35 protein-coding genes are annotated in these 21903 nt (G+C 37.5%); 33 read left to right on the forward strand and 2 right to left on the reverse strand.

Annotation, left to right across the window (positions count from 1 at the left end; genetic code table 11):
- Positions 1 to 30: 30 nt before the first annotated feature.
- Entirely contained in the window at positions 31 to 945 is a 915-nt protein-coding gene (gene robA, locus Q0K76_RS09030; protein WP_294614615.1) for an MDR efflux pump AcrAB transcriptional activator RobA, read from the forward strand.
- Positions 946 to 1007: 62 nt separating this feature from the next.
- Here the strand turns inward: robA and trpR are convergent, their stop codons facing one another.
- Entirely contained in the window at positions 1008 to 1289 is a 282-nt protein-coding gene (gene trpR, locus Q0K76_RS09035; RefSeq protein ID WP_294614618.1) for a trp operon repressor, read from the reverse strand.
- Between the two features lie 11 nt (positions 1290 to 1300).
- The gene (sltY, locus tag Q0K76_RS09040) at positions 1301 to 3241 is read right to left on the reverse strand and encodes a murein transglycosylase (protein ID WP_294614621.1); all 1941 of its coding nucleotides are present in this window, start codon (positions 3239 to 3241) and stop codon (positions 1301 to 1303) included.
- Between the two features lie 163 nt (positions 3242 to 3404).
- Between sltY and iscR the strand changes: the two genes are divergently transcribed.
- The 32 genes from iscR to rpsM all read left to right on the forward strand — a co-directional run bounded on the left by iscR (position 3405) and on the right by rpsM (position 21894).
- The gene (gene iscR, locus Q0K76_RS09045) at positions 3405 to 3860 is read left to right on the forward strand and encodes a Fe-S cluster assembly transcriptional regulator IscR (RefSeq protein ID WP_294614624.1); all 456 of its coding nucleotides are present in this window, start codon (positions 3405 to 3407) and stop codon (positions 3858 to 3860) included.
- A 39-nt stretch (positions 3861 to 3899) separates the two neighbouring features.
- A complete protein-coding gene (locus Q0K76_RS09050) occupies positions 3900 to 5114 on the forward strand; it encodes an IscS subfamily cysteine desulfurase (protein WP_294614627.1) in 1215 nt (404 codons plus the stop codon).
- A gap of 15 nt (positions 5115 to 5129) precedes the next feature.
- A complete protein-coding gene (iscU, locus tag Q0K76_RS09055; RefSeq protein WP_294614630.1) occupies positions 5130 to 5516 on the forward strand; it encodes a Fe-S cluster assembly scaffold IscU in 387 nt (128 codons plus the stop codon).
- The gene (gene iscA / locus Q0K76_RS09060; RefSeq protein ID WP_294614632.1) at positions 5516 to 5839 is read left to right on the forward strand and encodes an iron-sulfur cluster assembly protein IscA; all 324 of its coding nucleotides are present in this window, start codon (positions 5516 to 5518) and stop codon (positions 5837 to 5839) included. The genes iscU and iscA overlap by 1 nt, the downstream gene beginning before the upstream one ends.
- Before the next feature lie 14 nt (positions 5840 to 5853).
- Positions 5854 to 6372, forward strand: coding sequence for a Fe-S protein assembly co-chaperone HscB (gene hscB, locus Q0K76_RS09065; protein WP_294614635.1), 519 nt, complete (start codon positions 5854 to 5856; stop codon positions 6370 to 6372).
- Positions 6373 to 6408: 36 nt separating this feature from the next.
- Positions 6409 to 8265: a Fe-S protein assembly chaperone HscA gene (hscA, locus tag Q0K76_RS09070; protein ID WP_294614638.1), complete on the forward strand. Its 1857-nt coding sequence runs from the start codon at positions 6409 to 6411 to the stop codon at positions 8263 to 8265.
- 14 nt (positions 8266 to 8279) lie between these two features.
- Positions 8280 to 8618 (forward strand): ISC system 2Fe-2S type ferredoxin, encoded by a 339-nt coding sequence (gene fdx / locus Q0K76_RS09075; protein WP_294614643.1) that lies wholly within the window; start codon positions 8280 to 8282, stop codon positions 8616 to 8618.
- A 286-nt stretch (positions 8619 to 8904) separates the two neighbouring features.
- Entirely contained in the window at positions 8905 to 10149 is a 1245-nt protein-coding gene (locus Q0K76_RS09080) for a NupC/NupG family nucleoside CNT transporter (protein ID WP_294614646.1), read from the forward strand.
- A 498-nt stretch (positions 10150 to 10647) separates the two neighbouring features.
- Positions 10648 to 10959 carry a 30S ribosomal protein S10 gene (gene rpsJ, locus Q0K76_RS09085; protein WP_006120582.1) on the forward strand — a complete coding sequence of 104 codons (312 nt, stop codon included), beginning with the start codon at positions 10648 to 10650 and terminating at the stop codon, positions 10957 to 10959.
- Positions 10960 to 10990: 31 nt separating this feature from the next.
- Positions 10991 to 11617: a 50S ribosomal protein L3 gene (gene rplC, locus Q0K76_RS09090; protein ID WP_294614701.1), complete on the forward strand. Its 627-nt coding sequence runs from the start codon at positions 10991 to 10993 to the stop codon at positions 11615 to 11617.
- Between the two features lie 16 nt (positions 11618 to 11633).
- Complete coding sequence (gene rplD / locus Q0K76_RS09095; RefSeq protein WP_294614704.1) at positions 11634 to 12236, forward strand: 50S ribosomal protein L4; 603 nt, start codon at positions 11634 to 11636, stop codon at positions 12234 to 12236.
- On the forward strand, positions 12233 to 12535 hold the full coding sequence (gene rplW / locus Q0K76_RS09100; RefSeq protein WP_034885052.1) for a 50S ribosomal protein L23: 303 nt from the start codon (positions 12233 to 12235) through the stop codon (positions 12533 to 12535). The genes rplD and rplW overlap by 4 nt, the downstream gene beginning before the upstream one ends.
- Positions 12536 to 12553: 18 nt before the next feature.
- On the forward strand, positions 12554 to 13378 hold the full coding sequence (gene rplB / locus Q0K76_RS09105) for a 50S ribosomal protein L2 (RefSeq protein WP_294614709.1): 825 nt from the start codon (positions 12554 to 12556) through the stop codon (positions 13376 to 13378).
- A 19-nt stretch (positions 13379 to 13397) separates the two neighbouring features.
- Positions 13398 to 13676 carry a 30S ribosomal protein S19 gene (rpsS, locus tag Q0K76_RS09110; protein WP_024496505.1) on the forward strand — a complete coding sequence of 93 codons (279 nt, stop codon included), beginning with the start codon at positions 13398 to 13400 and terminating at the stop codon, positions 13674 to 13676.
- 13 nt (positions 13677 to 13689) lie between these two features.
- Complete coding sequence (rplV, locus tag Q0K76_RS09115; RefSeq protein ID WP_034947997.1) at positions 13690 to 14022, forward strand: 50S ribosomal protein L22; 333 nt, start codon at positions 13690 to 13692, stop codon at positions 14020 to 14022.
- Positions 14023 to 14036: 14 nt separating this feature from the next.
- The gene (gene rpsC, locus Q0K76_RS09120; RefSeq protein ID WP_025314388.1) at positions 14037 to 14774 is read left to right on the forward strand and encodes a 30S ribosomal protein S3; all 738 of its coding nucleotides are present in this window, start codon (positions 14037 to 14039) and stop codon (positions 14772 to 14774) included.
- 12 nt (positions 14775 to 14786) lie between these two features.
- Entirely contained in the window at positions 14787 to 15197 is a 411-nt protein-coding gene (gene rplP, locus Q0K76_RS09125) for a 50S ribosomal protein L16 (RefSeq protein WP_294614724.1), read from the forward strand.
- The gene (rpmC, locus tag Q0K76_RS09130) at positions 15198 to 15389 is read left to right on the forward strand and encodes a 50S ribosomal protein L29 (RefSeq protein ID WP_294614727.1); all 192 of its coding nucleotides are present in this window, start codon (positions 15198 to 15200) and stop codon (positions 15387 to 15389) included.
- Between the two features lies 1 nt (position 15390).
- Positions 15391 to 15651 carry a 30S ribosomal protein S17 gene (rpsQ, locus tag Q0K76_RS09135; RefSeq protein ID WP_025314391.1) on the forward strand — a complete coding sequence of 87 codons (261 nt, stop codon included), beginning with the start codon at positions 15391 to 15393 and terminating at the stop codon, positions 15649 to 15651.
- A 195-nt stretch (positions 15652 to 15846) separates the two neighbouring features.
- Positions 15847 to 16218 carry a 50S ribosomal protein L14 gene (gene rplN, locus Q0K76_RS09140; RefSeq protein ID WP_025314392.1) on the forward strand — a complete coding sequence of 124 codons (372 nt, stop codon included), beginning with the start codon at positions 15847 to 15849 and terminating at the stop codon, positions 16216 to 16218.
- 10 nt (positions 16219 to 16228) lie between these two features.
- Positions 16229 to 16543 carry a 50S ribosomal protein L24 gene (gene rplX, locus Q0K76_RS09145; RefSeq protein ID WP_025314393.1) on the forward strand — a complete coding sequence of 105 codons (315 nt, stop codon included), beginning with the start codon at positions 16229 to 16231 and terminating at the stop codon, positions 16541 to 16543.
- A 17-nt stretch (positions 16544 to 16560) separates the two neighbouring features.
- On the forward strand, positions 16561 to 17100 hold the full coding sequence (rplE, locus tag Q0K76_RS09150) for a 50S ribosomal protein L5 (protein ID WP_065558584.1): 540 nt from the start codon (positions 16561 to 16563) through the stop codon (positions 17098 to 17100).
- Between the two features lie 11 nt (positions 17101 to 17111).
- Positions 17112 to 17417: a 30S ribosomal protein S14 gene (gene rpsN, locus Q0K76_RS09155; RefSeq protein ID WP_025314395.1), complete on the forward strand. Its 306-nt coding sequence runs from the start codon at positions 17112 to 17114 to the stop codon at positions 17415 to 17417.
- A 17-nt stretch (positions 17418 to 17434) separates the two neighbouring features.
- Positions 17435 to 17827, forward strand: coding sequence for a 30S ribosomal protein S8 (rpsH, locus tag Q0K76_RS09160; protein WP_294614743.1), 393 nt, complete (start codon positions 17435 to 17437; stop codon positions 17825 to 17827).
- Between the two features lie 11 nt (positions 17828 to 17838).
- A complete protein-coding gene (gene rplF, locus Q0K76_RS09165; protein ID WP_294614746.1) occupies positions 17839 to 18372 on the forward strand; it encodes a 50S ribosomal protein L6 in 534 nt (177 codons plus the stop codon).
- A gap of 9 nt (positions 18373 to 18381) precedes the next feature.
- Positions 18382 to 18735, forward strand: coding sequence for a 50S ribosomal protein L18 (rplR, locus tag Q0K76_RS09170; RefSeq protein ID WP_025314398.1), 354 nt, complete (start codon positions 18382 to 18384; stop codon positions 18733 to 18735).
- A 14-nt stretch (positions 18736 to 18749) separates the two neighbouring features.
- Complete coding sequence (gene rpsE / locus Q0K76_RS09175; RefSeq protein WP_025314399.1) at positions 18750 to 19250, forward strand: 30S ribosomal protein S5; 501 nt, start codon at positions 18750 to 18752, stop codon at positions 19248 to 19250.
- A gap of 7 nt (positions 19251 to 19257) precedes the next feature.
- Positions 19258 to 19437, forward strand: coding sequence for a 50S ribosomal protein L30 (rpmD, locus tag Q0K76_RS09180; protein ID WP_025314400.1), 180 nt, complete (start codon positions 19258 to 19260; stop codon positions 19435 to 19437).
- A 5-nt stretch (positions 19438 to 19442) separates the two neighbouring features.
- Positions 19443 to 19877 carry a 50S ribosomal protein L15 gene (gene rplO / locus Q0K76_RS09185; RefSeq protein WP_294614754.1) on the forward strand — a complete coding sequence of 145 codons (435 nt, stop codon included), beginning with the start codon at positions 19443 to 19445 and terminating at the stop codon, positions 19875 to 19877.
- 8 nt (positions 19878 to 19885) lie between these two features.
- A complete protein-coding gene (secY, locus tag Q0K76_RS09190; protein WP_294614756.1) occupies positions 19886 to 21226 on the forward strand; it encodes a preprotein translocase subunit SecY in 1341 nt (446 codons plus the stop codon).
- A 26-nt stretch (positions 21227 to 21252) separates the two neighbouring features.
- A complete protein-coding gene (gene rpmJ / locus Q0K76_RS09195) occupies positions 21253 to 21366 on the forward strand; it encodes a 50S ribosomal protein L36 (RefSeq protein ID WP_025314403.1) in 114 nt (37 codons plus the stop codon).
- 171 nt (positions 21367 to 21537) lie between these two features.
- Complete coding sequence (gene rpsM, locus Q0K76_RS09200) at positions 21538 to 21894, forward strand: 30S ribosomal protein S13 (RefSeq protein ID WP_025314404.1); 357 nt, start codon at positions 21538 to 21540, stop codon at positions 21892 to 21894.
- Positions 21895 to 21903: the final 9 nt, after the last annotated feature.

Here is a 21903-nt window from a genome sequence, read left to right on the forward strand (position 1 = left end):
GTCTGCCAGTTAATATTATGATGGGGTGTTATGAATCAAGTTAGCATTATTTCAGCTCTTATCGTTTGGATTGAAAAAAATCTCGAGCAACCATTATCTATTGATCATGTTGCGCAAAAGTCGGGTTATTCGAAATGGCATTTACAACGGATGTTTAAAGAAGTAACGGGTCAAGTTTTGGGGACATATATTCGCCATCGACGGTTAACTTATGCGGCACTGTCATTACGAATGACCAGTAAACCGATTTTAGATATAGCCATGCAATATCGGTTTGATTCACAACAGACATTCACCCGTTCATTTAAAAAGCAATTTAATGAAACACCGGCAAGCTATCGGCGTGGAGAGTTTTGGGATCCGACTGGATTAACGCCAGCGATTGAGTTAAATAAGAGTCAACTTACTTTACCCGAACCAGAGTTTGTTAATATGCCGAGTCAAACTTTTTGGGGTATTACTTATAAAAATAATTGTAATTTAGGTAAATTATTGGATGAAAAATACAAGCTAAGAGCGCAATTCTTTTATAACTATTTATCTCGATATCCTCATAAAGATGAAAATTTACCCGATAAAATATATGCTTTTAGTCGGATATTAAAAAGTAAAGATAATGCCAATGAACAAGAGCTTCTTTACACAATTGCTTTAGATCATAATAATCATCTTGAACATATAGAGCAGTTTGTGAGTGAAGGTGGTCTTTATCTTTGTTTTAAATATATAGGTTCCCCAGATAATTTTAGTGATTTTATTTCACAAGTACATTTAGCTGCCATGCCAGCATTAAAAGTTCGTTTACGGCCAGGGTGCTTAATTGAAATTCACCATAATCGCCATGATGATACTGTTGAATCAATTAGAGATATTAAAAACATGGAATGTGATTATTGTGTACCTGTAGTAACCGAAAACGAAGTTAATATTCAGCAAATCTCATAATGATAACTATAAAATTTATTAAATACTAAAAGTATTGATATACATAACTAATTTAATTGTCATTAATTTAATAAAGTTTTTTCTAGCCATTTTTTAAACTCTGGTGTAGCTTCTTTTAAGCTATTTGAACCACGTGTTACAGTTGCAATACCTATTCCTAACTGCTCTTTGAGTTGGCGTTGGTTAATTGAACCATCGAGCAGTGAGTGAATAATTTTTACTCGTGTGATTAAAGCATCTCGTTCATCAGCGGTCATGAGTAGTTTTAATATATCAATTGCATAACCATCATTAAATGCTTGGTGTAAGATTTCAACTGTTTGTTGCCATTGTTTAGTTTTCATTTTATGCACCATTAATATTGTCTATTAAATTCATTTGCAGTAAGAATATTAGCGTTTGGTTGTCTTAAAATTAATTGATAAACATAATCATAGACTAATACATTCTTGACATAATTACGGGTTTCAGTAAATGGAATACTTTCAATGAAAGCGATCACATCAAGCTTTCCATTACTCTTGTTAAGCCAACGTTTTACTCGATTTGGTCCTGCATTATAAGCGGCGGAAGATAAAATACGATTATTATCATTAGTTAGGTACATAGTATTTAAAAAGTAAGTACCTAATTGTATGTTTATCTTCGGATCAAACAACTGATTGGATGAATAATACGTCACAGTATTTACTTTTTTAGCTGTTTCTTTTGCTGTACCAGGCATTAATTGCATTAAACCTTTAGCTCCAGCAGGTGATTGTACTGTAGTATCTAGGGCGCTTTCTTGACGAGAAATGGCTAGTGTATAAGATAAAGGAATTGCTTTATTTTTTAACGCCTCTGTATACAGGCTTTTATACATAATAGGTAAACGTTCAGTCCAATTATCCCAAAGCTTACCGGCAATTGTTGCTTGAATACTCAGATCGCCCCAACCTTTTTGATAGGCATACTTAGCTAAATTTAAGTACTCGTTATCTGCTGCATGATTATTTAGCAGATAGCGCCATTCACGGTTTGATTCGGATAACATACCCCAATAACGTAATTCATTAATTCTTTGAATAGCCGGCTGATTATTATACTTGGTTGCTAATGTGGTTGATTCAGTTTTGGACATTTTAGTTGAACGATTATTAAGTAAGTAGGTTTTTTTAAGTGTTTGAGCACTAATCATGCCATAAAAACCACGATTTTTTGATAATACTTGTAAAATAGTATTTGCTTCCTTTTTTTTATTATTTTTTAATAATACTCGTGCTTGCCAATATTGCCAATCTTCTTTTGATTGAGCCTCAGAAGGTAATAGTGCTAACCAATAAGCAATATCTTTATAATTATTGTCATTAATTGCAAGACGAATACGTTTTTCAATGAGTAATGCATCACGATTTTTAGCGATAAAATTATCACGCCATTTGATTTGTTCACTGGTTGCCGAATCATTAAAGTAACTATTAGCTAGACTTTTTTGTAATAAGATCTGTTCTGTTTCGTTTAATGTTTGTTGTTTAATCAGATCAGGTAATAGCGAAATGGCTAAATTTGTATCTGTTTTAACTAAGCGGGGAAAAAAGGCTAATACAATGTGTTTAGTAAATGGACTGGCTTTTATATTTTTGGAAAAATCAGCCAATTTTCGAGGATTATCAAGTAAAGCTAATAAATTGGCTTTGGTTGTTTTGTAGTCATTTTCTAATAAATTTGCTAAATGGCGAGCTAATTTTAAGTTGTTTGCTTCTATAGCAAGTTCGATGCGTAATAAGATTAAATTAGAGGTTCGTTTACCAGCTTGTGCCCATGCATTGAGTAGTGGGTCACATGCAGAAGGAAGTTCTTTCCCTGTTTTCCATAACTTCTCAACAGTATTAAATACAGATTTATTGTTTCCTTGTTGTAATAATGCATATTGATATCGACAATTTGATAATATTGAATTGTCTTTTGGCAACGAAACAATTGAATCCCAATCGTGACGATTAGTTAATTCAGTTAAATAGGATTGAATTAATGAAGAAGTTAAAGGGAAATCATTATATTTTTTTACAAAATCGCTAACCATTTGCGGTGAAATAATTTTAAGATTTTTTTGAAAAAATTGAACTGCAACATAAGGGTATAAGGAATAATCTTGTAAAGAATTGACTAACGTCTTTTGTTCGTCATAGTTTAAAGATTGATTGGAATTAAGCCATTTTTGATAATTTACCCTTAAATTTTTTGGCGAATTATCTGCAACAATGCTTTGAGAAAAAAATAATCCTATTATCAATAAACAACGAAAAGCTAATTTCATTCTTTAACCCCTATATCAAATTGACTTATTAGCTTAGCATATAATGCAATTATTCGTCGATGAAGAAATTAAGCTTAATTCCGACTAAAATACTCAACTAAATACTTGACTAAATTGAAAGGAAATATACAATAGCCCTAATTATACAGGGGGGAATTGATTAATGAAATTGACATCAAAAGGGCGCTATGCAGTAACTGCAATGTTAGATGTTGCATTGCATTCTAATTCCGGTCCGGTATCACTTGCAGATATCTCATTACGTCAGGAAATCTCACTATCTTATCTTGAACAATTGTTTGCGAGGTTACGCAAACATGGCTTGGTAATGAGTGTTAGAGGTCCAGGAGGCGGCTATGTACTTAGCCGTGGTATGGATGAGATTGCCATCAGTTCAATTGTTAAAGCGGTTGATGAAACAGTTCATGCTACCAAATGTCATGGTGAAACGGGCTGTCAAGGTGGAGTTAAATGTTTAACTCATACCCTGTGGAATGATTTAAGTGAACGAATTGATGATTTCCTAACCAGTATTACGTTAAGTGAATTAGTCAACAATAAAGAAGTTAGAGCTGTGGCTAATCGTCAAAGCAATATACAACATGCAAGAATCAATTAATAAAAAATAGAATATAGCATTTACATTTGGGAGTAATAAATGAAACTACCGATTTATATGGATTATGCAGCAACTACCCCTGTGGATCCTAGGGTTGCCGATAAAATGATGCAATTTTTGACTCAAGATGGGATTTTTGGTAATCCTGCCTCACGTTCGCATCGATTTGGTTGGCAAGCTGAAGAAGCGGTTGATATTGCACGCAATCAAATAGCCGATCTTATTGGGGCTGATTCGCGTGAAATTGTGTTTACCTCAGGTGCCACGGAAGCAGATAATCTGGCTATTAAAGGATCTGCACATTTTAATCAAGCAAAAGGTAAACATATTATTACTTGTAAAACCGAACATAAAGCGGTGCTTGATACTTGCCGTCAATTAGAACGAGAAGGGTATGAGGTCACTTATTTAGCTCCTGAATCTGACGGAATAGTTGATCTCAATAAATTAGCAGCAGTAATGCGCCCAGATACAACAGTTGTATCAATTATGCATGTAAATAACGAAACAGGTGTAGTACAAGATATCGAAAAAATTGGTGAAATGTGTCGGGAAAGAGGCATTATTTTTCACGTTGATGCGACCCAAAGCGTTGGTAAATTACCAATTGATCTAACTAAACTGAAAGTGGATTTAATGTCATTTTCAGGCCATAAAATCTATGGACCAAAAGGTATTGGGGGACTTTATGTAAGGCGTAAACCTCGGGTAAGGATTGAAGCTCAAATGCATGGTGGTGGTCATGAACGCGGTATGCGCTCTGGTACTTTACCTGTTCACCAAATTGTTGGTATGGGTGAGGCATACCATATTGCTAAAGAAGAGATGGCAACGGAAATGCCTCGTTTATTAGCACTAAAAAATCGTTTATGGAATGGTTTAAAAGATATTGAAGAAGTTTATCTTAATGGTTCTTTGGAACATAGTGCGCCCAATATCTTAAATGTTAGCTTTGCATATATTGAAGGTGAATCACTTATGATGGCGTTAAAAGATTTAGCGGTATCATCAGGCTCTGCTTGTACGTCAGCTAGCTTAGAACCTTCTTATGTTTTGCGTGCTTTAGGGCTTAATGACGAGTTGGCACATAGTTCAATTCGTTTTTCATTTGGTCGTTTTAGTACGGAAGAAGAAGTTGACTATGTGATTAAGTTGATTAAAGACTCTATTGGTAAATTAAGGGATTTATCACCACTTTGGGAAATGTTTAAACAAGGCGTTGATTTAACTAAAATCAAATGGTCAGCGCATTAAAATTAGGAGCAAATTATGGCATACAGTGAAAAAGTTGTTGATCATTATGAAAACCCTCGTAATGTGGGTTCTTTTGATCAAAATGATCCTAATGTTGGTAGTGGTATGGTTGGCGCACCAGCATGTGGTGATGTTATGCGTTTACAAATCAAAGTGAATGATGATGGGATTATTGAAGATGCCAAGTTTAAAACTTATGGTTGCGGTAGCGCGATTGCTTCGAGTTCTTTGGTTACTGAGTGGATAAAAGGTAAATCATTAGATGAAGCCGAAGCGATAAAAAACACTGATATTGCTAAAGAACTAGCTTTACCCCCAGTTAAAATTCATTGTTCAATTTTGGCTGAAGATGCAATTAAAGCCGCAATTGAAGATTATAAAACCAAAAAAGGACAGCGTTAATGGCAATTACACTAACAACGAGTGCTGCTGATCGAGTCCAATCTTTTTTGGCAAATCGAGGTAAAGGTGTTGGACTTCGATTAGGCGTTAAAACATCGGGGTGTTCTGGTATGGCTTATGTATTAGAATTTGCTGATACCATTAATAATGATGATAGTGTATTTGAAGATAAAAATGTTAAAGTTATCGTTGATAAAAAAAGTTTGGTCTATATTGATGGAACAGAACTTGATTTTGTTAAAGAAGGATTAAACGAAGGCTTTAAATTTAATAATCCCAATGCAAAGAATGAATGTGGTTGTGGCGAAAGCTTTAATGTTTAATTGGAGCAATTATAGTGGTTAATTACTTTGAGTTATTTCAGTTACCCGTTCAGTTACCTATTGATACTGCATTACTTACAACACATTATCAACAGTTACAAAAAAAATATCACCCAGATAATTTTACTGCTGCTGTAGATAGTGAAAAAGTTTCAATTATCCAAAAATCATCTATGATTAATGATGGTTATCAAACTTTAAAGAATCCTATTACAGCGGCGGAACACTTATTATCTCTTCAAGGTTTTGACATTGCCACAGAACAGAATATTATTCATGATGCTGATTTTTTGATGGAGCAATTTTCCTTACGTGAACGGCTTGATAATATTGAAAATCAACATAATGTTGAATTATTAGATGGTTTTCATACTGAAATTGTTGAGCGTAGAAAAAATGTTTATGACCAATTATTGCAATATATCAAAGAGCAAGATTGGCATACAGCACTTAATCATATCTATAAAATTCGTTATCTCAACCGATTGCTTGAACAAGTCGAAAAGATACAAGAAATGCAATTTCCTTTATAATTTTAGGTAAATAAACGTCAATTAGAGATATATTACATGGTACTTTTACAGATCAGTGAACCTGGACAAACACCAGCACCTCATCAACGCCGTTTTGCAGTAGGTATCGATCTTGGTACAACTAACTCATTAGTTGCCACTGTACGTAGTGGACAATTTGAAGTCTTAGCTGATTTGGCAGGGGAGCCATTGTTGCCTTCAGTAGTGCATTATGGACTTGATCATGATGATAATCCAATTGTAACTGTTGGAAAAAATGCCAAAGCTAATTCTGCTAATGATCCACAAAATACCGTGAGTTCAATTAAACGGCTTATGGGAAGAAGTTTATCTGATATTGATCAATCTCATTTCCCTTATTCATTTTCGCAAAGTGAAAATGGTGTGCCATTACTTAATTTACCAAATGGTCAAGTTAATCCGGTACAAGTTTCGGCTGAAATTTTAACAGCATTAGCAAATCGAGCCAGAGAAACATTTAATAATGAAATTGATGGTGCTGTGATTACAGTTCCTGCTTATTTTGATGATGCTCAACGGCAAGCAACTAAAGATGCGGCTAAATTAGCCGGTTTACATGTGTTACGTCTTTTAAACGAACCAACGGCAGCCGCTATTGCTTATGGTTTAGATTCTGGCAAAGAAGGCATAATTGCCGTTTATGATTTAGGCGGTGGTACATTTGATATTTCTATTCTGCGGTTACATAAAGGTGTATTTGAAGTTTTAGCAACTAGTGGCGATTCTGCTCTCGGTGGTGATGACTTTGATCAGTTGCTTGTTGATTATATAAAAGCCGAATTAGGTCTTAATAATATAGATCCTTATATTAACCAAGAGATTATAAATCAAGCTGTGAATATGAAAATTGCCTTAAGTCATCAAGAATCAATTTCATTTACGCTTGATAATCAATCGTTGACAATCACTCGAAAGCAATTTGAAAAACTAATTGAACCATTGGTGAAAAAAACTTTAGCTGTGTGCCGACGAGCAATAAAAGATGCTGATATTAGTATTAATGAAGTAGTTGAAGTTGTTATGGTGGGTGGTTCTACGCGTGTACCATTAGTTCGCCAGTTAGTAAGTAATTATTTTAACAAAGATCCTCTTACTTCTATTGATCCAGATCAGGTTGTTGCTCTTGGCGCTGCCATTCAAGCTGATATCTTAGTCGGAAATAAACCCGATTCTGATATGTTATTGCTTGATGTTATCCCGCTGTCTTTAGGGATTGAAACTATGGGTGAACTGGTTGAAAAAATTATTCCACGCAATAGTACTATTCCCTGTGCTCGTGCTCAAGAATTTACCACCTTTAAAGATGGTCAAACAGCCATGATGATTCATGTTTTGCAAGGAGAACGAGAACGTGTTGCTGATTGTCGCTCGTTGGCTAAATTTACTTTACGCGGAATTCCGCCTATGCCTGCTGGTGGCGCTCATATTAGGGTTACATTTCAAGTTGATGCCGATGGTTTATTAAGTGTTACCGCTTTAGAAAAATCAACTGGGGTTGAAGCTGCAATTCAGGTTAAACCGTCTTATGGACTTACCGATAATGAAATTGCGAGTATGATTCAAGACTCAATAAGTTATGCTGAACAAGATAAGCAAACGAGAATGTTAGCAGAACAAAAAGTTGAAGCGGCAAGAGTACTTGAAAGTTTACAAACTGCTTTAGATAAAGATATTGATTTATTAAGTGAACATCAACTCAATCTAATTTTAACTGCTAAGCATCAGTTAGAAGTCGCAAGTCAAGCTAGCGACAGTTACGAGATCGAAAAATACATTAAAGTTATTGATAACCTTACTCAAGATTTTGCTGCTAAACGTATGGATAGATCTATTCGCCATGCGTTAACAGGTCATAATGTTGATGATATCTAATTGATGAGATAATTATGCCAAAAATTACTTTTTTACCTAATGCTGATCTTTGTCCTGAAGGAAAAACGGTTGAAGCAGAAGAAGGAGAGTCTATTTTAGAGGTTGCTTTACGCAACGATATTGAAATAGAACATGCTTGTGAAATGTCTTGTGCTTGTTCAACATGTCATTGTATTGTCCGTAAAGGTTTTGATTCTTTAGAAGAAAGCGATGAACAAGAGGATGACATGCTTGATAAAGCATGGGGTGTTGAACCGCAAAGTCGTTTAAGCTGTCAAGCTCGAGTGACTGATGAAGATCTCGAAGTCGAAATTCCACGATATAGTCTAAATCACGCTAAAGAAGATCATTAACAAGTCGCCTTAACGGCGATTTATCGTTGTTTACAATTTAACTATCTATTTTATTCATCTTTTATTTTAGTAAGAATCTTATAGTATTGATAATTATATTTCTTTGCCAATGTTATTACCTGTTTTTTAATTCCATTGTCATAAAATAAATGATTCAACCTGCCAAATTAGTTTCATAAATAGCTCTTCCTTATTGCAATATCTAATAAGTTGTATTATAAATTCGCTCCGTTAAAAATGCGGGCATCACTGTTGAGTGTTCGCGCAGTATTTATAAGGTGGGTTTATGAACGCATTTAGGGGATTTGTTGCTATTGCAGTCTTGCTTTTAGTTGCATGTATTTTTTCTAAAAATCGTCGAAAAATAAATGTGCGGACTGTTAGTTCAGCATTATTACTTCAATTTGTACTTGGGGGATTGATGCTATTTGTTCCCGCAGGTCGCCAGTGTGTTGAAGTTGCGGCTAAAGGTATAACTGATTTAGTTTCATTTGCTAATGCTGGAGCCTCGTTTGTTTTTGGTGGTTTAGTTGGTCCAAAAATGGGGGAACTTTTTGGTGATGGTGGTTTTGTGTTTGCGCTAAATGTTATTCCATCGATTATCTTTGTTACGGCTTTGATTTCTCTTTTATACTATATTGGATTTATGAATTGGTTTATTTATATTTTAGGCTCTTTATTCCAAAAATTACTAGGTATAAGTAGAATTGAAGCCTTTGTTGCTGTAATGACAATGATTCTTGGTCAAAATGAAATTCCAGCCGCGGTTAAACCCTTTGTTAATAAGATGAATACTAATGAACTTTTTACCACTATGTGTAGTGGAATGGCATCTATTGCCGGTTCAATGCTGATTGCTTATGCGGGAGTTGGTGTTCCGTTAGAATATCTACTTGCTGCATCATTAATGGCAATTCCTGGTGGTATATTATTTGCTCGTATTTTAAGCCCGGCAACAGAAGAGTCGAAAGTTGAATTTAAAGAAATGTCATTTGGCGAAAAAAAAGCAACAAGTATCATTGAAGCTGTTGCAACTGGAGCAATGGTTGGTTTAAAGATTGGTGTTGGTGTGGCAACTGTCGCTATGACGTTTGTTGCGTTAATTGCGCTAATTAATGGTCTTCTTGGTGGTATTGGCAGTTGGTTCGGCTGGCAATCATTAAATCTGCAAGATATTTTGGGTTATGTTTTTTCTCCAATAGCTTATGTAATGGGAATTGGTTGGCATGAAGCAACTTTGGCTGGTGGCTTGATCGGTGAAAAATTAGCAATTAATGAATTTGTTGCTTATGCAGATTTATCTCATCATCTTGCTTCAATGGATGCAAAATCCATTGCAATTATTTCATTTGCATTATGTGGTTTTGCTAATTTTGGTTCAATTGGTGTTATTGTTGGCGCTTTTGGCGCAATATGTCCGGAACGAATTTCTGAAATTGCCAAACTAGGGTTAAGAGCGTTATTGGCAGCAACATTATCTAATTTGATGAGTGCAACTATTGCTGGCATATTTATAGGTTTTGCTGTTTAACTATTAAATTTGCATTTTTTGCGACTTCTAGTTAAAACAGATGATTAGATGAAAAATATCAAGTGTCAATTTAATTATCAAATAAGTTACAACCAGTTATAAAGGTAAATGATGGTTTAATCTAAAACCTTTATCAAGAAGAATATACTTTTTAGATAATAGAATAAATTAAGTTATGATTATATGAACAATTGAAAAGTTGATTAAGCTTATTACATGAATTGTAAAATAGAATAATATATCGTATCAGCTAGTTTTGTTAATTACTCCTTGCAAAAGTGAATAATTTCCGTATAATTAGCTCCACTTTGCTTATTGGTTTTCCTATAAGCAAATGCATATAAAGATATAAACAATAACTGAACACATTGAATTATATCAACAATACTCCCGATTTGGGGGTTACGAAAAAGAACGGATTACACTCTCCTGTCAATCGAAACAGGATAAGAGGAGTGATCTTTTGTTATAACTTTTTAATAGTGGAGCTCTGGTCTCATGTCGAACCAAAGAATCCGTATTCGGTTAAAAGCGTTTGATCATCGATTAATTGATCAATCAACTGCTGAAATTGTAGAAACTGCGAAGCGCACTGGTGCGCAGGTTCGTGGTCCTATTCCATTACCGACACGCAAAGAACGTTTCACCGTATTGATTTCTCCGCACGTTAATAAAGACGCGCGTGATCAGTATGAGATTCGTACTCATAAACGTCTAGTTGATATTGTTGAACCAACTGAAAAAACAGTTGATGCATTAATGCGTCTAGATCTTGCTGCTGGTGTTGATGTGCAGATCAGTTTAGGTTAATCCTAGACTGAATGATTGAGAGGTCTAAACAATGATTGGTTTAATCGGTCGTAAAGTAGGAATGACACGAATCTTTACCGAAGAAGGTGTTTCTATTCCTGTCACCGTAGTTGAAGTTCAAAGCAACCGTATTACTCAAGTTAAAACGCTTGAGAATGATGGTTATCAAGCAATTCAGGTTACTACAGGTAGCAAAAAAGCAAGCCGTGTAAATAAGCCTGAAGCAGGTCATTTCGCTAAGGCTGGCGTTGAAGCTGGTCGAGGTCTATGGGAATTCCGTTTCGAAGAAGGTGAATTTACTGTAGGTCAAAGCATTAACGTTGATATTTTTGCTGACGTTAAAAAAGTTGATGTTACTGGAACATCTAAAGGTAAGGGTTTTGCTGGCGTAACAAAACGTTGGAACTTCCGTACTCAAGATGCAACGCATGGTAACTCTTTGGCACACCGTGGTCATGGTTCTATTGGTCAAAACCAAACTCCAGGTAAAGTGTTCAAAGGTCGTAAAATGGCAGGTCACTTAGGTAATGAACGTGTAACAGTTCAAAACTTAGATATTGTACGTGTTGATGCAGAACGTAACCTTTTATTAATTAAGGGTGCTGTTCCAGGCGCAATCAATAGTGACGTAATTGTTAAACCGGCAATCAAGGCTTAACGTCGAGGAGATAGAGATGGAATTAGTAGTAAAAGACGCGCAAGCGCTTTCTGTTTCCGAAACTACCTTCGGACGTGAGTTTAATGAAGCGCTAGTTCACCAAGTGGTTGTTGCTTATGCAGCTGCTGCTCGTCAAGGTACGCGTGCGCAAAAAACTCGTGCAGAAATCGCTGGTTCAGGCAAAAAACCATGGCGTCAAAAAGGCACTGGTCGTGCTCGTTCAGGTTCAATTAAGAGTCCTATTTGGCGTAGTGGTGGTGTAACATTTGCAGCAAAACCACAAGATCATAGCCAAAAAGTTAACCGCAAAATGTATCGTGGTGCATTAAAGAGTATTTTCTCTGAATTAGTGCGTCAGGAACGTTTAATTGTGGTTGAAAATTTTACTGTTGAAGCACCTAAGACTAAATTATTAACTCAGAAATTAAATGAAATGAACCTCAATGATGTTCTTATTATTACTTCTGAAGTTGACGAAAATCTTTTCTTAGCAGCACGTAATTTATATAAAGTTGATGTGCGTGATGTAGCAGGGATTGATCCAGTTAGTTTGATTGCATTTGACAAAGTGGTTATCACTGTTGATGCAGTTAAACAAGTAGAGGAGAAATTAGCATGATTCGTGAAGAGCGTCTGCTTAAAGTCCTGCGAGCACCACATGTTTCTGAAAAAGCATCTATTTCAATGGAAAAAACTAATACATTAGTATTGAAAGTTGCTAAAGATGCTACTAAGAGAGAGATTAAAGCCGCAGTTGAACAACTATTTGAAGTTAAAGTAGATGACGTTAATACTCTTGTTGTTAAAGGCAAAGTAAAACGTCGTGGTCAACAAATCGGTCGCCGTAGCGACTGGAAAAAAGCTTACGTTACTTTAGCAGAAGGTCAAAACTTAGACCTTGCTGGCGTCGCTGAGTAATTCGGAGGAGTAAGAACAATGGCAGTTGTTAAGTGTAAACCTACATCTCCGGGTCGTCGCCACGTTGTTAAAGTGGTTAACCCAGAGTTGCATAAAGGTAAGCCTTATGCACCGTTGCTTGATTCAAAAAGCAAAACTGGTGGTCGCAATAATAATGGTCGAATCACTACCCGTCATATTGGTGGTGGTCACAAACAGCATTATCGTATTGTCGATTTTAAGCGCAATAAAGATGGTATTCCAGCAGTTGTAGAACGATTGGAATATGATCCAAACCGTAGTGCAAATATTGCATTGGTTTTATATAAAGATGGTGAACGTCGTTATATTTTAGCGCCTAAAGGCTTAAAAACAGGTGATCAGATCCAGTCTGGTGTTGATGCATCAATTAAAACAGGTAACTGTTTACCAATGCGCAATATCCCAGTCGGTTCTACCGTACATAATATTGAAATGAAACCAGGTAAAGGCGGACAACTTGCTCGCTCAGCTGGTAGCTATGTGCAAATTGTTGCACGTGAAGGTGCATATGTAACATTGCGTTTGCGTTCAGGTGAAATGCGTAAAGTATTATCAGATTGCCGTGCCACTATTGGTGAAGTCGGTAATTCAGAACATATGCTTCGCGTATTAGGTAAAGCGGGTGCAACGCGTTGGCGTGGTGTTCGTCCTACTGTTCGCGGTACAGCAATGAACCCGGTAGACCATCCACATGGTGGTGGTGAAGGTCGTAACTTTGGTAAACATCCTGTGTCTCCATGGGGTCAAAAAGCCAAAGGATTGAAAACGCGCAGCAACAAACGTACTGATAAGTATATTGTTCGCCGTCGTAATAAGAAATAATTAATATAGAGGATTAGCTATGCCACGTTCTCTCAAGAAGGGTCCTTTTATTGACCTACACTTGCTGAAGAAGGTAGAGAAAGCGGTGGAAAGCGGGGACAAGAAACCAATTCGTACTTGGTCCCGTCGTTCAACGATCTTTCCTAATATGATCGGTTTGACCATCGCTGTCCATAATGGTCGTCAGCACGTTCCAGTTTATGTTTCCGATGAAATGGTTGGGCATAAATTGGGTGAATTCGCGCCGACTCGTACTTATCGCGGCCACGCGGCTGATAAGAAAGCTAAGAAGAAATAAGTAGGAGAAAGAGATGGAAACAATTGCAAAATATCGCCACGCTCGTTCTTCTGCACAAAAAGTTCGCTTAGTAGCAGATCTTGTTCGCGGTAAGAATGTGTCTCAGGCACTAGATATTTTAACGTACACCAATAAAAAAGCGGCTGTACTGGTTAAAAAAGTATTAGAGTCTGCTATTGCTAACGCAGAGCATAACGATGGTGCTGATATTGATGATCTAAAAGTTGCGAAAATTTTCGTTGACGAAGGCCCAACCATGAAGCGTATTATGCCTCGTGCAAAAGGTCGTGCAGATCGAATTTTGAAGCGTACGAGTCACATCACCGTGATCGTCTCAGATCGCTAGTCTGGAGAATAGCAATGGGTCAAAAAGTAAATCCAAATGGTATCCGATTAGGTATTGTCAAGCCTTGGACATCTACATGGTATTCGGGTACAAAGACATTCGCTGATAATTTAGAAAGTGATTTTAGAGTGCGTGAATTTTTAAATAAAGAATTAGCGCAAGCATCAATCTCTAAGATTGTGATCGATCGTTCAGCAGAAACTAACGTTCGAATTACTATTCATACTGCTCGTCCGGGTATTGTGATTGGTAAAAAAGGCGAGGACGTTGAAAAATTACGTAATGCCGTAGCTTCTATTGTCAATAAATATAAAGACAAAAGAGAAAAACGTGATGTTGCAGTACAAATTAATATTGCTGAAGTTCGTAAACCAGAACTTGACGCAAAATTAGTTGCTGATAGCATTACTTCTCAATTAGAACGCCGAGTTATGTTCCGCCGTGCAATGAAACGTGCGGTACAAAATGCAATGAAAGCGGGTGCGAAAGGTATCAAAGTTGAAGTAAGTGGTCGTTTAGGTGGCGCTGAAATTGCTCGCAGTGAATGGTATCGTGAAGGTCGAGTACCTTTACATACATTACGAGCGGATATCGACTATGGATTATCTGAAGCATTAACTACCTATGGTATTATTGGTGTTAAAGTGTGGATCTTCAAAGGTGAGATCCTTGGTGGTATGGCTGCCGTTGAACAAGCAGAAAAACAACCTGCTGCTCAACCTAAAAAGCAGCGCAAAGGCCGAAAACAATAAGGAGCGTCGCTGATGTTACAACCAAAGCGTACAAAATTCCGTAAAGTGCACAAGGGCCGCAATCGTGGTCTTGCTGTAAGTACTGATATTAGTTTCGGTACATTCGGTCTTAAGGCTGTAGGACGTGGTCGTTTGACTGCGCGCCAGATCGAAGCAGCACGTCGTGCAATGACTCGTGCAGTTAAGCGTCAAGGTAAAATCTGGATTCGAGTTTTTCCTGATAAACCAATTACTGAAAAACCACTTGAAGTGCGTATGGGTAAAGGTAAGGGTAACGTTGAATACTGGGTTGCACAGATTCAACCAGGTAAAGTCCTTTATGAAATGGACGGAGTACCGGAAGAAGTTGCTCGTGAAGCATTTGCGTTGGCAGCTGCAAAACTGCCAATTAAAACCACCTTTGTGATTAAGACGGTGATGTAAATGAAAGCAAAAGAGCTACGCGAAAAAAGCGTTGAAGAGTTAAATACTGAACTTCTTAATTTATTACGTGAGCAATTTAACTTACGTATGCAATTAGCTGGAGGCCAGTTAAATCAAACTCATATGTTAAAACAAGTGCGTCGAAATATCGCACGAGTTAAAACGTTATTAACTGAGAAGGCGGGTGCGTAATATGACTACTGAAGTAAAAATTCGTACTCAGCAAGGTCGTGTTATTAGCGACAAAATGGATAAATCTATTACTGTAGCTATTGAACGTAAAGTGAAGCATCCGTTATATGGTAAGTTCATTAAACGTACGACTAAATTGCATGTACATGATGAAAACAACGAGTGTGGTATTGGTGATACTGTTGAAATTAAAGAGTGTCGTCCTTTATCAAAAACCAAATCTTGGACGCTTGTTCGCATCGTTGAAAAGGCAGTTAGCTAATCTAGTTGATTAAAAACTGCACACAATATAATAAACGGCTGAACGTAGCCGTTTATTTTATGCTATCCATTTTATTTGAGTGGTGTTATACTATGCGCCCTCACATAAGTGGGTTTTGGTTGTCTATTCTTATCCATGGTAGTTGAGGTGGATGAAGGTAGATTAGACAATAATTTATTTATACGGAGCATTAAAATGATCCAAGAACAGACTAGGCTAGATGTTGCCGATAACTCAGGCGCACGTAGCGTAATGTGTATCAAGGTTCTCGGTGGATCGCACCGTCGTTATGCAGCAGTAGGTGATATCATTAAAGTTACCATCAAAGAAGCAATTCCACGTGGTAAAGTTAAAAAAGGTGATGTACTTAAAGCTGTTGTGGTGCGCACTCGAAAAGGTGTTCGTCGTCCTGATGGATCTGTCATTCGTTTCGATCGCAATGCTTGTGTTATTTTAAATAATAACAGTGAGCAACCGATTGGTACGCGTATTTTTGGACCGGTCACTCGTGAACTTCGTTCTGAGAAGTTTATGAAGATCATTTCATTAGCACCAGAAGTACTGTAAGGAGCGGGTAATGGCAGCGAAGATCCGTCGAGAAGATGAAGTTATCGTGTTAACTGGTAAAGATAAAGGTAAACGCGGTAAAGTTAGAAGCGTTTTGTCTACTGGCAAAGTGATTGTTGAAGGTATTAATTTGGTGAAAAAACATCAAAAACCTGTACCTGCATTAAATCAAGATGGTGGAATTGTTGAGAAAGAAGCAGCTATTAATGTTTCTAATGTAGCAATTTTCAACCCAGCTACAGGCAAAGCAGATCGCGTAGGCTTTCGTATTGAAGACGGCAAAAAAGTTCGTTTTTATAAGTCTACTAATGAATTAATCAAATAAGTAATTTGGAGTGTACGATGGCGAAACTGCATGATTACTACAAAGCACAGGTAGTAAATAAACTGCAAGAACAGTTTGGCTACAAATCTGTCATGCAAGTCCCTCGGATCGAAAAGATCACCTTGAATATGGGTGTGGGTGAAGCAATTACTGATAAGAAATTATTAGATAATGCGGTTGCTGATTTAGCAGCAATTAGTGGACAAAAACCACTAGTCACCAAAGCACGCAAGTCAGTTGCTGGTTTTAAAATCCGTCAAGGGTATCCTATTGGTTGTAAAGTGACTTTACGTGGCGAACGTATGTGGGAATTTTTCGAACGTCTTGTTTATATTGCTCTTCCTCGTACTCGAGATTTTCGTGGGTTAAGCGCAAAATCTTTCGATGGTCGTGGTAACTATAGCATGGGTGTTCGTGAACAAATCGTTTTCCCTGAAATCGATTATGATAAAGTTGATCGTGTTCGTGGTTTAGATATTACTATCACCACTTCTGCACAATCAGATGAAGAAGGCCGAGCGTTATTATCTGCCTTTAACTTCCCATTTCGTAAGTAAGGTAGGGCATAATGGCTAAACAATCAATGATTGAACGCGATAAGAAACGCGTAAAGCTAGCAGAAAAATATTTTGCAAAGCGTCAAGAATTAAAAGCGATTATCTCTGATCTTAATGCATCAGATGAAGATCGTTGGAATGCAGTGCTGAAATTGCAAACGCTTCCTCGTGATTCTAGTCCATCACGTCAACGTCGTCGTTGTCGTCAAACTGGTCGTCCGCATGGCGTCCTTCGTAAGTTTGGTTTAAGCCGTATTAAGGTTCGTGAGTCAGCCATGCGTGGTGAGATTCCTGGTCTTAAAAAGGCAAGTTGGTAATCAGGGGAGTGTTATAGATGAGCATGCAAGATCCTATTGCAGATATGTTGACCCGTATTCGTAACGGTCAATCTGCGAATAAAGTTGCAGTCACCATGCCTTCCTCTAAGCTAAAAGTGGCAATTGCCAATGTGCTAAAAGAAGAAGGGTATATCGGGGACTTTAAAGTTGTTGGTGACACTAAGCCAGAATTGGAAATTACTTTAAAATATTTCCAAGGTAAGGCGGTTGTAGAAAGTATTAAACGTGTTAGTCGTCCAGGTTTACGTATTTATAAGCGTAAAGATGAATTGCCAAAAGTAATGGCAGGTTTGGGTATCGCGGTTATTTCTACTTCTAAAGGTGTTATGACTGATCGAGCAGCACGCCAAGCAGGACTTGGTGGTGAAATTATCTGCTACGTAGCGTAAGGGAGAAAAGAATGTCTCGTGTTGCAAAAGCACATGTCGTTATTCCTGCTGGCGTAGAGGTAAAACTCAGTGGTCAGGTAATTACGATTAAAGGTAAAAATGGCGAGTTAACTCGTTCAATTAACAATGCGGTTGTTATTAATCAAGAAGAGAATAATATTAAATTTGCTCCTCGTGACGGTCATGCAGATGCTTGGGCTCAAGCAGGTACTGCACGTGCACTGATTAATGCAATGGTGATTGGTGTTACTGAAGGGTTTACTAAAAAACTTCAGCTAGTTGGTGTCGGTTATCGTGCACAAGTTAAGGGGTCAACAATTGGTTTATCACTTGGGTATTCTCATCCAATTGAACATCAATTGCCTAAAGGTGTAACGGCTGAGTGTCCTTCTCAAACTGAAATCGTACTAAAAAGTGCTGATAAACAGTTAATTGGACAAGTTGCAGCAGATATCCGTGCTTATCGTCGTCCTGAACCTTATAAAGGTAAAGGTGTTCGTTACGCAGATGAAGTTGTGCGTACTAAAGAAGCTAAGAAAAAGTAAGGTAACACTATGGATAAGAAATCAGCTCGTATCCGTCGTGCAACTAAAGCGCGTCGCAAGATGCATGAACTACTTGCTACTCGCTTAGTGGTTCACCGTACTCCGCGTCATATTTATGCGCAGATTATCGCACCAAACGGATCAGAAGTACTGGCAGCAGCTTCTACATTAGAAAAAGCTATCAGTGAAAGTTTAAAATACACAGGAAACAAAGATGCAGCAGCAGCAGTTGGTAAAGCAATTGCAGAACGTGCATTAGCGAAAGATATTAAAGAAGTTTCTTTTGATCGTTCGGGTTTCCAATATCATGGTCGAGTTCAGGCGCTGGCAGATGCTGCTCGCGAAGCTGGCCTACAGTTCTAAGGTAGGAGTTAAAGATGTCAAACATCGAAAAACAAGCTGGTGAACTGCAGGAAAAATTAATCGCAGTTAACCGTGTTTCTAAAACCGTTAAAGGTGGCCGTATTTTTAGTTTTTCTGCACTAACCGTGGTTGGTGATGGTAATGGTCGCGTTGGTTTTGGATATGGTAAAGCACGTGAAGTACCAGCAGCAATCCAAAAAGCAATGGAAAAAGCACGTCGAAATATGATTAACGTTGCTTTAAATAATGATACATTACAGCATCCTGTTAAAGGTGCTCATACTGGTTCGCGTGTTTATATGCAACCAGCATCAGAAGGTACTGGTATTATTGCCGGTGGTGCTATGCGTGCTGTGTTAGAAGTTGCTGGAGTTCGTAACGTTCTAGCTAAAGCTTATGGTTCAACTAACCCAATTAATGTGGTTCGTGCAACTATTGATGGCTTAGAAAATATGAAATCACCAGAAATGGTTGCTGCTAAGCGTGGTAAAACCGTCGAAGAAATTTTGGGGTAATTAAGCCATGGCAAAGACAATTAAAATTACACAAACTCGTAGTTCTATTGGTCGTCTACCAAAGCATAAAGCAACGTTAGTAGGACTAGGATTACGTCGTATTGGTCATACTGTAGAACGTGAGGATACACCTGCGATTCGCGGTATGGTAAACCAAGTTTATTACATGGTTAAAGTAGAGGAGTAATAGTAATGCGTTTAAATACTTTATCTCCTGCTGAGGGTTCAAAGCATGCACCAAAACGTCTAGGTCGAGGAATCGGTTCTGGATTGGGTAAAACTGGTACTCGTGGTGTTAAAGGTCAAAAATCTCGTTCAGGTGGCGGCGTTCGTCGCGGCTTTGAAGGTGGTCAAATGCCTTTATATCGTCGTTTGCCTAAATTTGGTTTTACTTCACGTAAAGCATTAGTTACAGCACAAGTTCGCCTTTCAGATCTGATGAAAGTTGAAGGTGATGTTGTTGATCTAAATAGCTTGAAAGTTGCAAATGTGATTAATTCACAAATCGAATATGCTAAGATTATGTTATCTGGTGAAGTAACTAAACCAGTAACAGTTCGAGGTATTCGAGTAACTAAAGGTGCTAAAGTTGCAATTGAAGCTGCTGGCGGAAAAATTGAGGAATAATTAGAAAGATGGCAAAGCAACCAGGATTAGATTTTCAAAGTACACGAGGCGGAAGTGGTGAGCTTAAAAGACGGTTAATGTTTGTGCTTTTAGCGCTTGTTGTTTTTCGTCTTGGTTCTTATATTCCCGTTCCTGGTATTGATACTAAAGCGTTATCGGATTTACTAACAAAAGCCTCATCCGATGGTATTGTTGGTATGTTCAATATGTTCTCTGGTGGTGCTTTAAGCCGTGCTTCAATTTTTGCTTTAGGAATAATGCCTTACATTTCTTCATCAATTATTGTGCAGTTATTAACAGCAATTAATCCTAAATTAGCAGAATTAAAGAAAGAAGGCGAATCGGGTCGAAAAAAAATCAACCAATATACGCGTTATGGAACTTTAGCTATAGCTGTTGTTCAAGCGGTTGGTATAGCGACCGGTTTACCAAATATCCCTGAATATGGTCATGTAGTAATTAACCCAGGTTTTTCTTTCTATTTTATCGCATCGGTTAGTTTAGTCACTGGCACTATGTTTCTTATGTGGTTAGGTGAACAGATCACAGAGCGAGGTGTAGGTAATGGTATTTCTATTATTATCTTTGCTGGTATTGTGGCTGGTCTTCCTCATGCAATATATGAAACAATTGAACAAGCTCGTTCTGGTTCATTGCATCCGATTTTATTATTAGTTGTAGCAGCGTTAGTAATTGGTGTAACCTATTTTGTTGTATTTGTTGAACGAGGTCAGCGACGCATTGTCGTTAACTACGCACAAAGGCAACAAGGTCGTCGTGTTTATGCAGCACAAAGTACACATTTACCATTAAAGATTAATATGGCAGGTGTTATTCCTGCAATATTTGCCTCAACCATTGTTATGTTACCATCTATGATGGCTTCTTGGTTTCAGGGAAATGGCGAAGGTTGGAGATATATTATTGTTCTTATTGGACAATACTTCTCGCATGATCAACCGTTATATATAATCTTTTTTGCGGCTGCGATTATTTTCTTTTGTTTCTTTTATACGGCGTTGGTTTTCAACCCAAGAGAAACAGCAGATCAACTTAAAAAATCTGGTGCGTTTATTCCAGGTATCCGTCCAGGTGAACAAACATCTAAGTATATTGATAAAGTAATGACTCGTTTAACGTTAGTTGGCGCGATATATATTACTTTTGTATGTTTGGTACCAATGTTTATGACAAGTGCAATGAAAGTTCCAGTTCAATTTGGTGGGACTTCTTTACTAATTGTGGTTGTGGTAATCATGGATTTTATGGCACAAGTACAGACTTTAATGATGCCAAATCGTTATGAGTCAGTGTTAAAGAAAGCGAACCTTAAAGGCTATGGCCGATAAGTTAGCAAGAAGTTACGGAGAAAAACATGAAAGTTCGTGCTTCAGTCAAGAAACTATGCAGAAATTGTAAAATCATTAAACGTAATGGCATTGTTCGTGTTATTTGCGTTGAAGGTAAACATAAACAACGTCAAGGTTAATTTATTTAACCATAATGTTGTGAACTTTTGCATATTTTACTTGCCAAAGTATAGTAAAGCTGGCTAGAATAGCCAGCCTAAATTTATTTGTAAACTCGCTGTTTGAGTATCCTGAAAACGGGCTTTTCAGTATAGTGATTTTACTAAACATTAATAATAAAGGAGTGCATAGTGGCCCGTATAGCAGGCATTAACATTCCTGATCAGCAACATGCTGTGATTGCTTTGCAAGCAATTTATGGTATTGGAAATACTCGTGCTAAGACAATTTGTGCTGAAGCAGGTATTCCTGAACATGTTAAGATCAGAGAACTATCTGAAGATCAGATTGAAAAGTTACGTGAACAAGTCGCTAAATTTACTGTTGAAGGTGATTTACGTCGTGAAGTAACTATGAGTATCAAGCGTTTATTAGACCTTGGTTGTTATCGTGGCATGCGTCATCGTCGTGGACTTCCGGTCCGTGGTCAACGCACTAAGACTAATGCTCGTACCCGTAAGGGACCGCGTAAGCCAATCAAGAAATAATTGAGGTGA

This window comes from uncultured Gilliamella sp. (assembly GCA_945271295.1).
Classification (GTDB): Bacteria; Pseudomonadota; Gammaproteobacteria; order Enterobacterales; family Orbaceae; genus Gilliamella.

Bases quoted from the DNA above. Each gene is read 5' to 3' on its own strand.
- rpmD (WP_025314400.1), top strand. From the start codon at position 19,258: ATGGCAAAGACAATTAAAATTACACAAACTCGTAGTTCTATTGGTCGT.
- fdx (WP_294614643.1), top strand. From the start codon at position 8,280: ATGCCAAAAATTACTTTTTTACCTAATGCTGATCTTTGTCCTGAAGGA.
- trpR (WP_294614618.1), bottom strand. From the start codon at position 1,289: ATGAAAACTAAACAATGGCAACAAACAGTTGAAATCTTACACCAAGCA.
- rplX (WP_025314393.1), top strand. From the start codon at position 16,229: ATGGCAGCGAAGATCCGTCGAGAAGATGAAGTTATCGTGTTAACTGGT.
- rplD (WP_294614704.1), top strand. From the start codon at position 11,634: ATGGAATTAGTAGTAAAAGACGCGCAAGCGCTTTCTGTTTCCGAAACT.
- rplO (WP_294614754.1), top strand. From the start codon at position 19,443: ATGCGTTTAAATACTTTATCTCCTGCTGAGGGTTCAAAGCATGCACCA.
- rplE (WP_065558584.1), top strand. From the start codon at position 16,561: ATGGCGAAACTGCATGATTACTACAAAGCACAGGTAGTAAATAAACTG.
- robA (WP_294614615.1), top strand. From the start codon at position 31: ATGAATCAAGTTAGCATTATTTCAGCTCTTATCGTTTGGATTGAAAAA.
- rpsN (WP_025314395.1), top strand. From the start codon at position 17,112: ATGGCTAAACAATCAATGATTGAACGCGATAAGAAACGCGTAAAGCTA.
- rplP (WP_294614724.1), top strand. From the start codon at position 14,787: ATGTTACAACCAAAGCGTACAAAATTCCGTAAAGTGCACAAGGGCCGC.
- iscU (WP_294614630.1), top strand. From the start codon at position 5,130: ATGGCATACAGTGAAAAAGTTGTTGATCATTATGAAAACCCTCGTAAT.
- rplC (WP_294614701.1), top strand. From the start codon at position 10,991: ATGATTGGTTTAATCGGTCGTAAAGTAGGAATGACACGAATCTTTACC.
- Q0K76_RS09080 (WP_294614646.1), top strand. From the start codon at position 8,905: ATGAACGCATTTAGGGGATTTGTTGCTATTGCAGTCTTGCTTTTAGTT.
- iscR (WP_294614624.1), top strand. From the start codon at position 3,405: ATGAAATTGACATCAAAAGGGCGCTATGCAGTAACTGCAATGTTAGAT.
- secY (WP_294614756.1), top strand. From the start codon at position 19,886: ATGGCAAAGCAACCAGGATTAGATTTTCAAAGTACACGAGGCGGAAGT.
- rpsQ (WP_025314391.1), top strand. From the start codon at position 15,391: ATGACTACTGAAGTAAAAATTCGTACTCAGCAAGGTCGTGTTATTAGC.
- Q0K76_RS09050 (WP_294614627.1), top strand. From the start codon at position 3,900: ATGAAACTACCGATTTATATGGATTATGCAGCAACTACCCCTGTGGAT.
- rpmJ (WP_025314403.1), top strand. From the start codon at position 21,253: ATGAAAGTTCGTGCTTCAGTCAAGAAACTATGCAGAAATTGTAAAATC.
- rpsC (WP_025314388.1), top strand. From the start codon at position 14,037: ATGGGTCAAAAAGTAAATCCAAATGGTATCCGATTAGGTATTGTCAAG.
- hscA (WP_294614638.1), top strand. From the start codon at position 6,409: ATGGTACTTTTACAGATCAGTGAACCTGGACAAACACCAGCACCTCAT.
- rplR (WP_025314398.1), top strand. From the start codon at position 18,382: ATGGATAAGAAATCAGCTCGTATCCGTCGTGCAACTAAAGCGCGTCGC.
- iscA (WP_294614632.1), top strand. From the start codon at position 5,516: ATGGCAATTACACTAACAACGAGTGCTGCTGATCGAGTCCAATCTTTT.
- rplW (WP_034885052.1), top strand. From the start codon at position 12,233: ATGATTCGTGAAGAGCGTCTGCTTAAAGTCCTGCGAGCACCACATGTT.
- rpmC (WP_294614727.1), top strand. From the start codon at position 15,198: ATGAAAGCAAAAGAGCTACGCGAAAAAAGCGTTGAAGAGTTAAATACT.
- rplB (WP_294614709.1), top strand. From the start codon at position 12,554: ATGGCAGTTGTTAAGTGTAAACCTACATCTCCGGGTCGTCGCCACGTT.
- rplF (WP_294614746.1), top strand. From the start codon at position 17,839: ATGTCTCGTGTTGCAAAAGCACATGTCGTTATTCCTGCTGGCGTAGAG.
- rplN (WP_025314392.1), top strand. From the start codon at position 15,847: ATGATCCAAGAACAGACTAGGCTAGATGTTGCCGATAACTCAGGCGCA.
- rpsE (WP_025314399.1), top strand. From the start codon at position 18,750: ATGTCAAACATCGAAAAACAAGCTGGTGAACTGCAGGAAAAATTAATC.
- sltY (WP_294614621.1), bottom strand. From the start codon at position 3,241: ATGAAATTAGCTTTTCGTTGTTTATTGATAATAGGATTATTTTTTTCT.
- rpsJ (WP_006120582.1), top strand. From the start codon at position 10,648: ATGTCGAACCAAAGAATCCGTATTCGGTTAAAAGCGTTTGATCATCGA.
- rpsS (WP_024496505.1), top strand. From the start codon at position 13,398: ATGCCACGTTCTCTCAAGAAGGGTCCTTTTATTGACCTACACTTGCTG.
- rplV (WP_034947997.1), top strand. From the start codon at position 13,690: ATGGAAACAATTGCAAAATATCGCCACGCTCGTTCTTCTGCACAAAAA.
- rpsH (WP_294614743.1), top strand. From the start codon at position 17,435: ATGAGCATGCAAGATCCTATTGCAGATATGTTGACCCGTATTCGTAAC.